This window comes from Streptomyces sp. NPDC043908, assembly GCF_056435525.1.
In genome coordinates, this window is record NZ_JBWKEI010000017.1 from 26,976 (window position 1) to 41,807 (window position 14,832).

The window sequence follows — 14,832 nt, forward strand, 5'->3', positions numbered from 1 at the left end:
CCCAGTCATGAACAGGCCGCAGGGCTGGAGCCCTGTGCCAGCCGCATCCCGCCCGAATGCCTATGGTCGCCGACCGGCACACAGCCGGCTCCGAAACGACGAGCCATCGTGCGCCGACTACGGCTGCACCCGTGCGGAGTGCCCGGAGGCAGCTCGCAAGACCCGGTCCCACGCGATGCCGAACGGGGGGCGCGGGCTGCGCGTCCGGGTGGACGCGGGGCCCGCCGCCGGCTACGCAGTTGTAGGTGCCACCGCCGGGGCACGTTGTTTGAACCCCGGTCCAGGTGCTTCGGTCGAAACGCACCGACGCGACGGGGCTGGCCGGTCAGCGGCGGACCTTCAGGCTCCACTTCTCGGAGGTGCGGATCGCGATCAGGCCGGGCGGTACCGGGTAGGTCCCGGGCTTCCGGCACAGCTGCCGCTCGGGGCGCAGGTACGCGTCCATGGTGGCCAGCACTATTGAGTCGGACTCGGCCCCGCGGTCAACCCGGACGTCCACCTTCGCGGCGGAGCGGGTCATCTCCAGCAGCTCCCAGCCTTGGCCGGACAGCTTCCCTCGCAGCTCGCGGACATCCTTCAGGGGCAGCACCTCCAGCTTCCACGAGGCCGCGTGGTCCAGGTTCACGACCGCGTGGCACCAGCCCTCAGGCCCCACGGCGAGTGGACCGGTCATCGGCAGCCGGGTGCCGATGAGTCCGACCCGGTCGCTGGTGCCGTCGGGCTGGATAGTGTGCACGTAGCCGGTGGTGTCCTCGGGGCCGTCGCAGGTGGCCCGGATCAGAGCGGGTGGGCCCGCGTAGCGCAGCACGGCCTGTCCCCGCCCCTCGGCGAGCTTGCCCAGGACCTCCGCCGTCTCGATCGGACGGACCCGGACCTGCCAGTTGCCGGAGCCCTCGACCCTCATCCGCACCTCCGGCTCGCCCTTGGCGAACGCCAGCAGCTTTCCCCGCGCGTCCCTGGTGGTGGAGAAGAGACGCAGTTTGTCCACCTTGCCCTGCTCGTCGAGCTGCCAGACGTAGAACCAGCTGTGCGGCCTGGGTACGTGGCAGCGCTCGAACTCCACGACGGCCGGCCGGCCGGGTTCCGGGTTCACCACGGTCAACTCCGACTTGCCGTGCCCCTCGTAGACCTCGGGTCCTCCGAAGGGGACCACCTGGTCTCCTTCACCCTGCGTCTCGTGGGACACCTCGCCAACCAGGACGGGTGCCGACCCCCGCTCCGCTCCGGCCGCCGGGCCCGGTACCTTCACCAAGGAGGTTGCCGGGGACGTGGCCCGTTCCCCGTTTGGGACGCCTTTGACCGTGCTCACGCGCGGGGACGGGACCGCCTCCTTGTGAACCTCGGCCGTCGCGAGGCCCGGCACCATCGCGGCCGACAGGGACTCAGCGGAGATGCCGTAGTCGGCGGCGAGCGCGGCCGGTCCGGCGCCGTAGCCCTGGCCCACGGCGCGGAAACGCCATGATCCGCTGCGGCGGTAGCACTCTCCAAGCACCAGCGCGGTCTCCCCGCCCGCGTCCGTAACCTCATACCTCGCCATCGGTGGACCATCGCCGCCAGCCACCTCCACGGACAGCCCAGTGACCGCACCGAACGTCCCGCCCGTGGCCAGGACGGCGATCAGCACCCGCTGTACGGCGGGCTCCACCGCCTCCTCGTCCACCTCCAGCCGCTGGACGAAGAGCCCGCCTTCCGCCGCCCCGCCCAGGTGCCGTACCGCGCCCGAGGGATGCGAGGGCCGATCACCCTTGACCATGTCAGCTTCACCACGGACTCGGCCCGACGCGTCCAGCAGCATCGCCGTTGCGGCTACCGCGGGGGCGCCCAGCCGGGCCTCGCTGGCCACGGTGATACGGAACGGACCTTCGGGCAGCAGGGCATTGGCCCCCTTGATGATGATCGTCATACCCGCATCCTGGCACCGGCCTCCATCCGCGGTCGATGGATTCCGGTGGATTTCGAGGGCGGGCGCCCCGGAGTGCCGAAGGTGCCTGGCAACCAACTGTGCCTAAAACACCACCAGATGCCGTGCAGGCAAGTTTCCAGCGAATCCCGTACCTCACCAAGCTCAGCTGCAGCACCAACCGGATCACCGACATCGTCAAGGCCGTCCTTGTTTCACCACGCCTCAACGTGAGAGTAGACAGAACTTACTGATCAGGAGGTCCCGCTCGGGCTTGCGAGGGTGGTGTCACAGGGCAGTTGCCCGAGTCGGGATTCCAAGTCGGCGGATCGGGGATCGCCCAGTGCTTTCAGAATGTGCAGGGCCCGCTGCCAGCGCTCCCGTGCGGTGTCCGGTTGACCGAGCTCGAGGTACAGATCACCGAGCTTTTGGTACTGGCTGGCTTCGAGTTGGCGGTGCCGGATCTGGCGGAAGAGCGCCAGACTCTGGTCCAGGTACTTCATGGCTTCGACGGGGTTTGCGAGGTCTTGGTGTGCGTCACCGATCGTGGACAGGGCGAGCCCCTCCACGTAGAGGTCACCGATCTCACGGCTGAGTGCGAGGGAGCGCTCCGCGTAGGCGATGGCGTCGGGGAACTCTCGCAGATTCCGGTACGTATCGGCGAGGTTGTTCAGTTCGATGGCTTCATTGAACCGGTCTCCGAGTGTGCGATGGATGGCGATTGACTGGTGGTAGTAGTCGGCCGCTTCCGTGTGACGGTTCTGGCGCGCAAGAGCGAGTGCGATGCTGCCGAGTGTCGCTCCTTCTCCGGAGCGGTCTTCGATGGCGCGTCGGAGGTCCAACGCCTCGTCAAGGTAGGACAAGGCCCGGTCGAACTGCCGCAGTTCGAGGTGGGCGAGGCCCAGATTGGAAAGGATCCAGCTCTGGCCGAAGCGGTCGTTGGCGAGCTGAGCGCTGTGGACCGCAGCCTCGTGGGTGGCAACCCAGTCCGGCCAGTATTTCCGTATGTTGAACAGCCTTTGAAGTGTGCCCGGCAGCTTCCACGCGACGTCGTGCATGCCCCAGTCGGCCGCCTGTCGGCCTGCTGCGATGAGGTTGACGCGTTCTCTCTCGCACCAGTCGAGTGCGAGATCGTAGGTGTTGAAGGAATGCGGCTGGTTGAGGTTCTGCTGCCAGGGACCGGGGTCCACACGTCTGCGCTGTGGTGCAAGCGCTTCGGCCGCGGCCACGGTGGTGTGCAGGTACCAGTGGAGCAGCCTGTGGACGGCATCGCGGCGGTCCTCATCCGGTTCCTCCTGGGCCACTTCCCCTGCGTACACGCGGAGCAGGTCGTGGAATCGGTAGCGGCCGGGAGCGGGGGATTCCAGCAGGTGCGCGTCGACCAGCGCTTCCAAGTCCTCTTCCGCATCATGGCGGGCTGTCCCCAGGAGTGCGGCCGCTGCGGAGAGGTCAATGCTCGCACCGGTGACCAGGCCCAGGAGCCGGAAGGCTCGGGCTGCTCCAGATGCCCGCTGAGCGGTGAGCGCCGCGTAACTCATACGAAAGCTGGCACGTACCGCGAGATCCCCGGCTTGCAGTTCATCCAGGCGTCGCCGCTGGTCGGTGAGCCGGTCGGCCAGGTGGCGGATCGTCCAGTTCGGACGGGACGCCAGCCGGGAGGCGGCTATGCGGATCGCGAGAGGCAGCCCGGCGCAGGCAGCAAGGACGTCGTTCGTCGCGGCGGGTTCTGCTGCTGCCCGGTCGTGGCCGATGATGCGGACGAACAGCATACGGGCGTCATCCGGTGGGAGACCTTCCAAGATCAGGTGGGTGGCGCCGGCCAGAGACGTCAGGGTGTTTCGGCTGGTGATGAGAATGTTGCTGGTGCCCCGCCCCGGCACCAGGTCACGGACCTGCTCCGCGTCCCGGGCGTCGTCGAGCAGGATGAGCAGGCGGCGCCCGGCTATCAGGGTGCGGTACAGACCTATCCGCTCCTCCCGGTGCCTGGGGACCGCTGAGGGGTGGATGCCCAGGTCGCGCAGGAACCTGCCGAGGACTTCCCACGCATCCAGCGGGGTCTCTTGTGCGCCGCGCAGGTTCACGTAGAGCTGGCCGTCGGGGAAGCGCTCTTGAGCCTGATGAGCCGCGCGTACGGCCAGGGTCGTCTTGCCGATTCCACCGGTCCCGGACACCGCGGAGATGACGACCGCGTGTCCTTGCCCGGCATCTGTCGGCTTCGTCAGCAGGTCATGGAGCGTATCGAGTTGGGTTTGCCGCCCTGTGAAGTCGCCGACGTCAGCGGGCACCTGAGCGAGGGGAGAAGGGGTCTCCGGCGGGGCGAGACGCGCGACGGACGGTGGGGCAGCAGGCGGGGACAGTTCTGGGTCGGCGTTGAGCATGGCCTGATGCAGCCGTTGCAGGGCGCGGCCTGGTTCGACGCCGAGTTCCTCGTGAAGGAGGAGACGGACCTTGCGGTATGCGGCCAGGGCTTCTACCTGCCGGCCTGACCGGTAGAGCGCGAGCATGAGGTGGGATTGCAGGTGCTCACGCAGTGGGTGCACCGCGACCAACTGCTGCAGTTCTGCGACCAGCATCTCGTGTTGGCCCAGGTGGAGGTCGGCTTCGATGCGTGCTTGCAAGGCCAGCAGACGTGCTTCCGCGAGGTGTTGCCCCTCGTCGCGCAGGAGGGCGGAGGACGGGATGTCCAGCAGGGGCTCCCCGCGCCACAGATCCAGGGCGCTGCGCAGGTGCCGGGAAGCTTGCTCCCATTGGCCGGCCGCGGCGGCAAGTCGTCCTTGTGAGAGCTGTCCATTGAATACGTCCAGATCGAGCGTGTGGCCCTCGGATTCGATCAGATAGCCAGGGCCCTGAGTTCTGATCAGTTTCCGGGCATCCGCTCCGAGCGCCTGACGTAATCGCATCACGTGGTTGAGCAGCGCTCCACGTGCCCCGGATATCGGGGCACCGTCCCAGACGAACTCCGCGAGCTCGTCCAGCCCGACGACTCTGCCGGCGCGCAGGAGCAGCACGGCGAGGACGGTTCTCTGCTTGGCCGCCGGAAGGGGAATCACCGCCTCCCGGTCGCGGACGAGCAGGGGCCCCAGTACTCCGAATTCCATGTTTCCCCCGGAATGTGCCTCGTGCCGTGTGAGGTCGTTCTCGCAATCTCCGTCGCTCATCGCGTCCCCGCGTGATCGCGACGTGATCGGCACGGTACCGCAGCCGCGCACGCTTCGGTATGTCACTGTCAGCCACGAAAGAGGTTTTCGTGATAAGCCAAGCAGCACCCCGTCTGCGCTGGTCAGCAGCTGTCATCGCCTTGTTCATGGCAGCCTTGGCCGTCCTGACCGCCGTCAATGCGCTCCCGGCCCGAGCCGCTTCGAGCATCGGCGGCTCCCTCACTCGCTCCGAGGTGATGGTCAGGGCCAATGACTGGCTGAGCCGTAAGGTCCCGTACAACCAGGGGTCTTACGAGTGGGACATGGACCATGACAAGAAGTACCGCCAGGACTGCTCCGGATTCGTCTCCATGGCCTGGCACCTGAGCGACAGCCTCATCACCGACTCACTCGACTCCAGATCAGTCACCGCCCGCATCGACAAGGATGACCTCCAGGCCGGGGACGCACTCGACAACGACTCATACAACGGCGAGACGTTCGATGGTGCTCACGTCATCCTGTTCGATCACTGGATCAACCGCTCCACAGGCGAATTCGCCTACATCGCGGAAGCCGGAACCAGGTGGGGCACGGTCGCCGGGCAGGACTTCCTCGACGGCGGATCCGACGGCCTGCTGGCCGGCCATCCCGCCAGTGGCTACTTCGCCATCCGGTACAACAAGATCATCAGTGATACCCCGCCTGTAGGGGCGGGTCAGGTGGGCGGGGTGAGTGTGTACAACCCCGACACCCGTACCGCTGAGGTGTTCACGTTGGGGCTCGACGGAGCGATGGGCCACTCTTACAGCACGGAGGGGGCGGCGTGGTCGGACTGGTCCATGATCAACGGAGCATCAAAATTCACGGGCGTCCCCTCGGTGGTTCATAACCCTGCGACGAATGCTCTGGAGTTGTTCGCGGTGGGTAAGGATCGGGGGATGTATCACGCTTATTGGGTGGCGAGCGGTGGGTGGAGTAGTTGGTCGCGGTTGGGTGACTGGACGTTCAGCGGTTCCCCGGTCAGCATCTTCAACCCGGATACGCGTACCGCTGAGGTGTTTGCGCTGGGCGAGGACGGGACGATGGCCCACTCCTACAGCACGGAAGGCGCGGCGTGGTCGGACTGGTCGATGATCAACGGCGCGTCGAAGTTCGCCGCTGTTCCCTCGGTGGTCCACAATCCCGCGACGAATGCTCTGGAGTTGTTCGCGGTGGGTAAGGACCGGGGGATGTATCACGCTTATTGGGTGGCGAGCAGTGGGTGGAGTGGTTGGTCGCGGTTGGGTGACTGGACGTTCAGCGGTTCCCCGGTCAGCGTTTACAACCCGGATACGCGTACCGCTGAGGTGTTTGCGCTGGGCGAGGACGGGACGATGGCCCACTCCTACAGCACCGAAGGCGCGGCGTGGTCGGGCTGGTCGATGATCAACGGCGCGTCGAAGTTCGCCGGTGCTCCCTCAGTGGTCCACAACCCCGTGACCAGGGCATTTGAGTTGTTCGCGGTTGGCAAGGACAGCGTCACCTATCACGCGTACTGGACTCCAACCGGTGAGGGGTGGAGTACCTGGGGCGCGATGAACGGGTCCTGGAAGTTCACCGGGTCCCCCACGACCACGTACAACCGGGCCACCAACGCGGTCGAACTCTTCGCCACGGGAACCGACGGCAGTACAAACCACGCCTACTACCAAAACGGCTGGAGCGACTGGCACACCCTGACCGAGTGGAAAACCCCCACCACCTCCTGAGGAACCAAGCCTGCGCCTGCCTTCCTCTCCTGGCATACCGGCAGTGGCCGCGATCCTCCGCCGGGCCCGCTCGGCGAACGGACCGACCCGCACGGCTGCAGAAAATACGCTGCGTTCGTGTGCGTCGCCATATAGCGATCGAGCATGACCTGGCATCGCTGGCCGTCGCCTCGGGAGTGCTGGCCGGCCCGTCCCGCGCATCCCCGTGGGAGAAATTCGTTGCGTTCGTCAAGGCAAACTGAGCGCGTCCCTGACACTGGCGCCCTGATGCAGACCGGCAGGTGCGCGCGGCGGCACACGTGGGACCGACCCATGCGAACTGGGGCGGTCCCGCTTCATGTGCGCAGCACCACCATCTCGGACACTGCTGACACTGGGCCAGACGTAACGCCCGGCGCGTCCGCTGTCGCTGTGGGGCTCAGGGGATGGGGTGGTCGTGGTCGCCGAGCCAGAAGACGGAACCGTCCTTGGTGGCGGTGAGGCCGTAGTCGAAGAGAGTGGGGCTGCCTTCGGTGTGCCAGGCGTCCAGCGCGGTGGCGGTCTCGGTCGCCAGGTCCCGCGGCCCCCATTGGTGGAGGGTGCCCTCTTCGTCGGCGTGGGCCCAGGAGTCGTTGTTGCACCACCAGTGGCCCTCCTGGGGCCAGTGGGCCACGCCGGGTAGGCGTAGGCCGACGGCGAACGCGGCGTGCGGGTCGTCGAGGCGGGTCACGAGGTCGGCGGGGGTGAGTGGACTGCTGCGGGCCTCCTGCCATCGTTTGGTGGTGTACAGCTCGCCGATGCGGGTGCGGGGGCGTTGGCCGCGCAGGGTCATGAAGGTCGTGGCGCCGGCGAAGTGGCCAGACGCGGTGCCGTTGTCGTGGACGGTGAGGCGGGCCAGGCCGTGGCTGCAGAAGGCGGTGCGCCAGGGGGTGACGATCAGTCCGCCGGGCCGGGTCTGTTCGATCCACGGGTAGGGGATGGCCAGGACGGCGGCGGTGGACAGCACCCGGTCGTACGGGCCGTGTGGGGGGTGGCCCAGTTCGCCGTCCGCGCGGATGACGGTCACTTGCTCGTAGCCGGTGGCGGCCAGGGCGGTACGGGCCTGTTCGCAGACGGCCGGGTCGATTTCCACCGTGGTGACGTGGCCGGGCCCGGCGCGTTCGGCGAGGAGCGCGGCGTTGTAGCCGGTGCCGGTGCCGATTTCCAGCACCTGCTGGCCGTGGTGGAGATCGCTTTCGGCAAGCATGGTGAAGACGGCGTTGAGGGCGCTGATCGAACTGGTCGGCGTCTGCCCCGGCGTGCCGCGGGGGGTGAGGCCGTCGTCGACCTGGGTGACCAGGGCCTCGCGGGGGTCGTAGACCAGGCTCAGCCAGCGGGCCGGGTCGCCGGTGTGGTTGAAGGGACGGTATCCGGCAGGATCTTCGAGCCAGACGGTGTCGGGAACGAAGCGGTGGCGGGGCACGGCCATGAAGGCTGATCGCATCCACTGCTCGGGGAAGCAGCCGGCGCCGTCGAGAAGGTCGGCGGCATCGGCACGCGCATCGAGGTCCGCGGTCACGGAGCGTCTCCTACTTGGGCTTGCGGTGGTCGCCGTCACCGGGCTTGGAGACGTCGGGGTGCTGGCCGTCCTTGTCCCTGGGAGAGGGCTCCTGGGGCGTCGGGTTCGATGGGGGATGGCTGCCGTGACGAGCCATGCGGTCCTCCGTAGGGAGCACGGGTGGCATCTGCCACGAGCCGGTGCGGCCCGGGCGGAAGGCTCCATCACACACCCCGAAGCCTTCCGCCCGGGGGCGAGTTCGCATGTCCCGCAATGAGTTTGCATATCCTGCACGCGCCGTGGGCAAGCGGCGTGCGGGCTCCTATCGTGGGTGGGCACCTCACAGGCCCGTGGGAGGCCACCGATGAGCACCGACGCGTTATGGAGCAGTGCCGCGGTGCGTACGCTCGTCGCCCGGCGGGACCCTGGCGGTCTCGTCCGGGTGGGCAGGACGGCTAGAGGGTGGAGGCAGACGGAGCTAGGGGCCCGCCTGGGCTGTTCGGCATCGACCGTCTCGCGCCTGGAGCAGCGCGGCGCACGCGCTGACCTGGCACTGGTGCGGGCAGCTGCCCGTGAAGTCGGCGTCCCCGTAGGAGTGCTGGCGGCGTCTTTGGGACTGAGCCCTCTTTCAGCCACTACAGTTGCCGGGTCAGGCTTCCGCGCCGAGGAGGACCACGACCCGATGCGCCGCCGCTCACTGCTCGCCGCCGCCGGCCTTACAGCCCCCGCCACGCTCCTCGCCCCCCTGGACGCAGCCCTCGCCAGCACCCCGGACGCGACGGGCTCCACTACCCCGCTGGACACGCGGCTCACCACGGCGCGCGGCGACTTCGATGCCGGCCGCCACGCCGTGCTGCTCAAGGCGCTTCCGGGGCTGCTCGCCGACGCGCACGCGGCCGCGCGCAGCCGCCACGAGATGGCTCTCGCCCGCCTGTCGACGACGTACACCCTCACCGCCCAGGTCCTCACCAAGATCGGGCAGCACGACAGAGCCCGCCTCAGCGCGGACCGGGCCGCCACCTACGCCGAATGGTCCGCCTCCCCGCTGGTCGCCGCGGCCGCTGCCCGGGAACTGAGCATTGTGCTGCGCCACCTGGACCAGCCGGAGGCAGCCGAGCGTCACATTCGAAGCGCCCTCAGCCAGGTGGAATCGACGGGCCTGCGTACCGGCGCGCAGGCCTCGGCGTACGCGCAGATGCTGTGCACCACCGCCTACAGCGCCGCCCGCCAGGGAGACCGCGGCCAGGCTCTTACGATGATCGCGGAAGCCTCGCGCGCGGCGCGTGGCCTGCCCGACCAGGCCCCCGCAGGCCGCCTGTTCCCCCTCACCCCGGCGGCCGCCGACCTGTACGCCGTCGGGGTGCACTGGGCCCTCGGCGACGGCGGAAAAGCCCTGGACGCGGGAAAGAACCTGAAAGCCGGCCAGTTCCCCACCGCTGAGCGCAGGAGCCGGATGCACACCGACCTCGCCCGCGCCCACTGGCTGCTCAGCCGGCTCGAGCAGACGGCCGACCAACTCCTGGCAGCGATGCGGTACTCGCCAGCCGAAGTACGCGACCGGCCCGCGATCCGCAGCATCGTGACCGAACTACGCCAACGCCACCCTCGAGTCGCGGGCGTACGGGAACTCGCTGCCGCTACCGGAATCCCCGCCTGAGAGACCAAACAACGATGGGCAAGCACTCCCGTCCCGGCCCTTCGGACCAGCCATCCCGCGCCGACCCACGCATCGACCCGGACGATCCACTCGCCGCCTACCACCGCCGACGGCGCCCGCCCCTGGATATCTGGCGCAAGCACCGCCCGCTGTACGGCGGCGGCAGCCACGTGAAGCCCGACGCGCCCAGGGCCCTGCTCGCGTGGACCGGCTTCGAGTACGAGATCGCCGGCACCGCCGCAGACCTGGCTGCTGCGCAGAAGTGGGTGAACGAAGGCCCGAACAAGACCCCTGGCGATCCGTAGACCCCACGTCGCGGGTTCCCTCGACGGTGACGGCGATCGCAAGATAGATCGTCCGGTTCGCGACCTGGCCGTCGCGGATCTTCACGTTGATGGCGTCCACGAGGGCGCCCGGATAGATATGATCCAGCGGACGTGACTGCCGTTCGGCCATGCCTCCATCACCTTGTCCTTGATCGTGGTGATGGTCTTCCTGGCCCCCTCCGCCCTGTACACCTCTGCCAGATGAGCCGATACCTCCCCGTGGGTCGGGTCCTTCGCGGACAGTGACAACACGATCTCGTCCACGCTGGCCAGACGCCGCTGCCGCTTCTTCACGATCTGAGGCTCGAACGTGCCGGCCACATCCCGCGGCACCTTCACCTCGACCGGGCCGACGTCTATCAGCACGGTCTTGGTCCGGGTGCCGTTGTGGGAATTGCCGCTGTTGCTCGTGCTTGTGGTAGCCGACGTGATCGGTGATCTCACCCTTCAGAGCGGACTCCAGCACCCGCTTGGTCAGCTGCTGCAGCAGCCCAACCGCCCCGGGCAGCTCTAACCCGTCATTGCGGGCACGGTCGACCAGCATCGGGAACTGGTGGGCAAGGTCGAGGAAGCCGCCGCCGACAAGGAACGTGAGCGCTACGAGACGTTCCAGAAGGGGCCGGAGGGAGGGGCAAGACCAAACCGGGAGACACCTACGAACCGCTACGCCCCAAGCCAGGACTGCGTCCGCTCCCCAGTCACGAACTCGGCCTGACGGTACGGTTGACGTTCTGGGTCATTTGCACCACCTCGGCTGCGGCCTCGCCCTCTCTCAGCGCGGCGCATCGCGTGGACTGGCCGAGCGCTGGGGCAGCCTCAAGTACTGCCAAACGCTCGTAGCAAATGCCGGAACCTATCTCAGGCTGTCCGAAAAGGGCGAAACGGATCACCATGTACCAAAAAGGCGCTGCAGTCCGAAGAGCTGGGACAGCCGATACAGGTGGTTTCTGAGGCATATCGAGACTTCATGGGAATCCGGCCACGGGGCGGTACGTGAGGCATTACGGTGAGTGTTCGCCCCTGTCTCTTGGGGACGGCGGGGGGAGTCGACGGGCGGGGGACGCTGATGGCAGCGAGGCCGGTTGTGCGTATGCCTCTGGATGGCGGTGGATCGGTCCTTGTGCAGGCGGATCCCGTGGAGGCATCGGCCGGGCCCGTCGCGGCCGGGCGGGTCTCGGAGGCCATACGTGATCTGCCGCAGAGCCTGGAGAGCGTCATCGCGCCCGTCGCGGGCATGGCGCGGGCGGTGCTGGACGAGTTCCGGCGGGTGCGGCCCGACGGGGTGGAGGTGGAGTTCGGCGTCGACCTGGCGGCGCAAGCGGGGGCGGTGATCGCGAAGAGCGAGACGGCCTGTCATCTGAAGGTCACCGTGACCTGGAACGCCGCCGCTGACGCTACCGGTGCCGCTGACGGCGGTGAGAGCGCGAACTGACATGGAGTCCCTGGTCACGTCGTCGGCGGATGGGGACCCCGTCGCGGCGAAACCCTGTGAACTCGGCGGTCCGGCCGGCGCGGTGGCACAGATCCTCACCGGCGCGGGCGTGGCGGCCGGGGCGGGTTTCCTCGTGCCGGGCGGGGTGGTGGTCACCTGCGCCCATGTGGTGTGCGACGCGGGCCATGGCCCTGGTGACGAGGTGGAGGTGCGTTTCCCTCAGGCGTCGGGGGCTCCGAAGGCCCGGGGAAGGGTGCTCACCGAGCCGTGGCGTCGGCCGGAACGTGAGGACACGGCTGTCATCCAGCTCGACCGGGCCCCGTCTTCGGTGCCGGAACTGCTGGTGGGGCTCGCTCGCGGAGCGAAGGGCCGGCCCGCGTGGTCGTTCGGGTTTCCCCGTTCGACCTTTGACGGCGGTCACGAGGGAACGGCGACGGCGGGCGGTCCGCTGCGCGTCCTGGACCACTGGGTGCTTCAACTGCACGATGCGAACACCGTGGCGCGCGGATTCAGCGGCGCACCGGTCGTGGACACCCAGACCGGTCTAGTGATCGGGATGGTGACGTCCCTGCCGGGGGCCGATCCCCACCAACGGGGCCTGAACACCGCTTACGCGACGCCCGGCGAGATCCTGCGCGAGGTCTGGCCTGCGCTGAAACCACTGGATGTCTGCCCGTACCAGGACTTCCGAGCGTTCACGTATGAGAGAGCCAGATGGTTTCACGGGCGTGACCGTGCGAAGGAGCAACTGCTGCGTCACCTGGTGGGCGGGCGGCACGGGGTGTTGCTGCAAGGCCCTTCCGGATCCGGCAAGTCCTCCCTGGTCCAGGCGGGCGTGCTGCCCGAACTCCCGTCGCGTTGGCGGTCGGTGGTCGCTCGCCCCGCACGCGGTCTCCTGGCAAATCTGGAGCTCGCGGGGCTTCCGGGAGCCGTCGGTGGAGGGATCCTGGCGTCGGCCGAGAGGTTTCTCACGGAGTCCAGCGGCACCGATCGCCTGCTACTCGTGATCGACCAGTTCGAGGAGTTGCTCACCACCCCGGGACCGGGCCACGGCTCAGCTGTGCCGGACGATGACCTCGTCGTACTGCGCCAGCTCACCGAGGTCGTTCAGTCCTGTGTCGCCGTGACCGTACTGCTCGTCATGCGGAACGACTTCTACCCGAGTCTGGCCGATCGGGCGCCGAGACTGCTCCAGGCCGTGAAGCCCGTCGTCGACCTGCCACCGACACTGACGTCGGCAGAGTTGTACGACATCATCACCAAACCCGCGGCGGACGCCGCACTGCGCTTCGAGGAGGGGCTGCCGCAGACGATCCTCTCGGAGGTCCTGGCCGGTGGCCGGTACGACACGGACCCCGACGAGGTCCGCGCCACCGTACTGCCGTTGCTGGAGAAGACCTTGACTCTGGTGTGGGAGAACCGCGCCGACAACCTTCTGACGTGTGACGCCTATGCGAAGGTCGGCAGGTTCGGTGGCAGCTTGGCCCAGTGGCAGGATGCTGTCCTGGGCCAGTTGGACGAGCGGCACAAACCGGTGGCCCAACGCGTCCTTGCCCTCTTGGTGCGCCATGACCAGAGCGGAAAGAGCCTGGATACGCGCAGACAGCGCAGTGTGGCAGCGCTTCGCACGCTGGCCTGCGGCCCGGGTGTCGACGAGGCGGCGGTGGACCGGGTACTGACGGTCCTGACCCGCGAGCGGATCATCACCGTCCGCTCGTCGGACGAAACCGGTGGGACGGGTCCGCCCATGGCCGAGCTCGTTCACGACCTCCTCATCGACAAATGGCCGGAGCTGCGCCGGTGGGCAGCCGCGTACGCCGAGTTCGACGTGTGGCTGGATCACGCGCTGGAGCGGGCCGCCAGGTGGCAGGGCTCCGGGAAAGGGGCCGACCTCCTGCAGGGAACCGACCTGGAGCTCGGGCAGCGTTGGCGCGCGGAGTTCGGACTGCCCGCGTCTGCGGAGGACTTCCTGCGTCGCAGCGAACGCCGTCGGCACTGGCGTCGCGCTCAGGTCGTGGCTGTGGCGGTGTCCGCCGTGTGCGTCGCCGCTCTCGCGGCCACGGGAGTGATCCGCGTGGGTGCCGACGGTGGCGCGGGGCAGTCGGGGAGCCCTGTTGCGTCGGCGAGCACCTATCCCGCGACCGACACAGGCGCCAGGACCCTGGTGACAAAGGCCGCTACGGGGGCCGACCCGGCCCTGGTGGAAGCACTGCGGCCCAGACGCGAAGACTACGAGGCCGTCTTCCGGCCGGGCGTCGCGGAACAGGCCGAGCGGTACTACCAGGCGAGGCCCTGGCCGACCGGGCCCTGGGCCAAACCCCAGCAGACGGTCCTGCAGATGTGGAAGGCCACCACGGAGGAAATCCACGTCGGCACGGCGCCCGCCCTGTCGTACTTCCCGGGCGGTTACGCAAGACTCAAGGACGCCTTCAACTCCGGGCTGGTCATCTACCGCTGGAAGTACACGGAGCCCGGTGAGCCGTACGGGATGGCTTTCGACGGTCTGGTCTTCGTCAACGGCCACTGGGCGCTGTTCCCCAAGCCGTGGCTTGCGCTTGGTGGGTGAAAGGCCGGGCCCGTCGAGCGGGCCTCATCGACGACCGCCTCAACAACGGTCCCGGCGCAGCAGCAATGGCGGAACGCCGCGCAGCGGACAGTTCGCGTTTCGGGTGATGTGAGTCCGGCGTCGTCGTGACGGCTGCTACGTCTGCTCTACCGTGTGATGACCGTGGGCGGCTGTCGGCTGATCGTCTGGTGTCAGGCGGTTGATGCGGTACACATCCGGGACGCAGAGGTTCAGGAGGGTCGCAGCAGGAATCATCCTGCGCAGGTCAGCAATACTACCTGGCTGCTCCATGAGGGGACGAAAAGGGCGGTGATGAGGTAACCCATGGGGAGGGCGCGGCGTCGGGCTACATGTATCTGCACTGCCGGCGTGAGAACCCCTCCTCCTTGCCCCGTCGCAAGGCGGCGGTGTCACCCCCTTCGCCCTGCCGCGCACGGCCAGGCCTGGCCCAGACGATCCCTCGGGGCAGCCCACCCCGCTCTGGAAGGGTCCTTGCGTGGAGTGTCGAGAAACTCTGCGCGCCTCGCACATCCCAGCTGAGTGAACG

General features: G+C 68.1%; 9 protein-coding genes and 1 pseudogene. 5 read left to right on the forward strand and 5 right to left on the reverse strand.

Going from position 1 to position 14,832, the window contains the following annotated elements; all coding sequences use genetic code 11:
- Positions 1-325: 325 nt before the first annotated feature.
- Positions 326-1,903, reverse strand: coding sequence for a TerD family protein (locus tag AC069K_RS30155; RefSeq protein ID WP_478621610.1), 1,578 nt, complete (start codon positions 1,901-1,903; stop codon positions 326-328).
- A gap of 251 nt (positions 1,904-2,154) precedes the next feature.
- Positions 2,155-4,998: an AfsR/SARP family transcriptional regulator gene (locus AC069K_RS30160; protein WP_478621612.1), complete on the reverse strand. Its 2,844-nt coding sequence runs from the start codon at positions 4,996-4,998 to the stop codon at positions 2,155-2,157.
- Positions 4,999-5,147: 149 nt separating this feature from the next.
- Between AC069K_RS30160 and AC069K_RS30165 the strand changes: the two genes are divergently transcribed.
- Positions 5,148-6,788, forward strand: a complete 1,641-nt coding sequence (locus AC069K_RS30165) for a PLL family lectin (protein WP_478621614.1) — start codon at positions 5,148-5,150, stop codon at positions 6,786-6,788.
- A gap of 418 nt (positions 6,789-7,206) precedes the next feature.
- On the opposite strand, the gene AC069K_RS30170 is transcribed toward AC069K_RS30165, so the two are convergent.
- Both AC069K_RS30170 and AC069K_RS30175 read right to left on the reverse strand, forming a co-directional pair.
- On the reverse strand, positions 7,207-8,325 hold the full coding sequence (locus AC069K_RS30170; protein ID WP_478621616.1) for a methyltransferase domain-containing protein: 1,119 nt from the start codon (positions 8,323-8,325) through the stop codon (positions 7,207-7,209).
- A gap of 10 nt (positions 8,326-8,335) precedes the next feature.
- On the reverse strand, positions 8,336-8,461 hold the full coding sequence (locus AC069K_RS30175) for a hypothetical protein (protein WP_478621618.1): 126 nt from the start codon (positions 8,459-8,461) through the stop codon (positions 8,336-8,338).
- 207 nt (positions 8,462-8,668) lie between these two features.
- On the opposite strand from AC069K_RS30175, the gene AC069K_RS30180 reads away from it, so the two are divergent.
- Complete coding sequence (locus AC069K_RS30180; protein WP_478621620.1) at positions 8,669-9,961, forward strand: helix-turn-helix domain-containing protein; 1,293 nt, start codon at positions 8,669-8,671, stop codon at positions 9,959-9,961.
- A 14-nt stretch (positions 9,962-9,975) separates the two neighbouring features.
- Entirely contained in the window at positions 9,976-10,266 is a 291-nt protein-coding gene (locus AC069K_RS30185) for a DUF6087 family protein (RefSeq protein ID WP_478621622.1), read from the forward strand.
- 4 nt (positions 10,267-10,270) lie between these two features.
- On the opposite strand, the pseudogene AC069K_RS30190 reads toward AC069K_RS30185, so the two are convergent.
- Positions 10,271-10,831 (reverse strand): annotated as a pseudogene (locus AC069K_RS30190) (transposase); the annotation flags it as partial.
- A 576-nt stretch (positions 10,832-11,407) separates the two neighbouring features.
- On the opposite strand from AC069K_RS30190, the gene AC069K_RS30195 reads away from it, so the two are divergent.
- Both AC069K_RS30195 and AC069K_RS30200 read left to right on the forward strand, forming a co-directional pair.
- Positions 11,408-11,719 (forward strand): CU044_2847 family protein, encoded by a 312-nt coding sequence (locus AC069K_RS30195; protein WP_478621624.1) that lies wholly within the window; start codon positions 11,408-11,410, stop codon positions 11,717-11,719.
- A 1-nt stretch (position 11,720) separates the two neighbouring features.
- Positions 11,721-14,285, forward strand: a complete 2,565-nt coding sequence (locus AC069K_RS30200) for an nSTAND1 domain-containing NTPase (protein ID WP_478621626.1) — start codon at positions 11,721-11,723, stop codon at positions 14,283-14,285.
- The last annotated feature ends 547 nt before the right edge of the window (positions 14,286-14,832 follow it).

Bases quoted from the DNA above. Each gene is read 5' to 3' on its own strand.
- AC069K_RS30160 (WP_478621612.1), bottom strand. From the start codon at position 4,998: ATGGAATTCGGAGTACTGGGGCCCCTGCTCGTCCGCGACCGGGAGGCG.
- AC069K_RS30180 (WP_478621620.1), top strand. From the start codon at position 8,669: ATGAGCACCGACGCGTTATGGAGCAGTGCCGCGGTGCGTACGCTCGTC.
- AC069K_RS30155 (WP_478621610.1), bottom strand. From the start codon at position 1,903: ATGACGATCATCATCAAGGGGGCCAATGCCCTGCTGCCCGAAGGTCCG.
- AC069K_RS30185 (WP_478621622.1), top strand. From the start codon at position 9,976: ATGGGCAAGCACTCCCGTCCCGGCCCTTCGGACCAGCCATCCCGCGCC.
- AC069K_RS30200 (WP_478621626.1), top strand. From the start codon at position 11,721: ATGGAGTCCCTGGTCACGTCGTCGGCGGATGGGGACCCCGTCGCGGCG.
- AC069K_RS30175 (WP_478621618.1), bottom strand. From the start codon at position 8,461: ATGGCTCGTCACGGCAGCCATCCCCCATCGAACCCGACGCCCCAGGAG.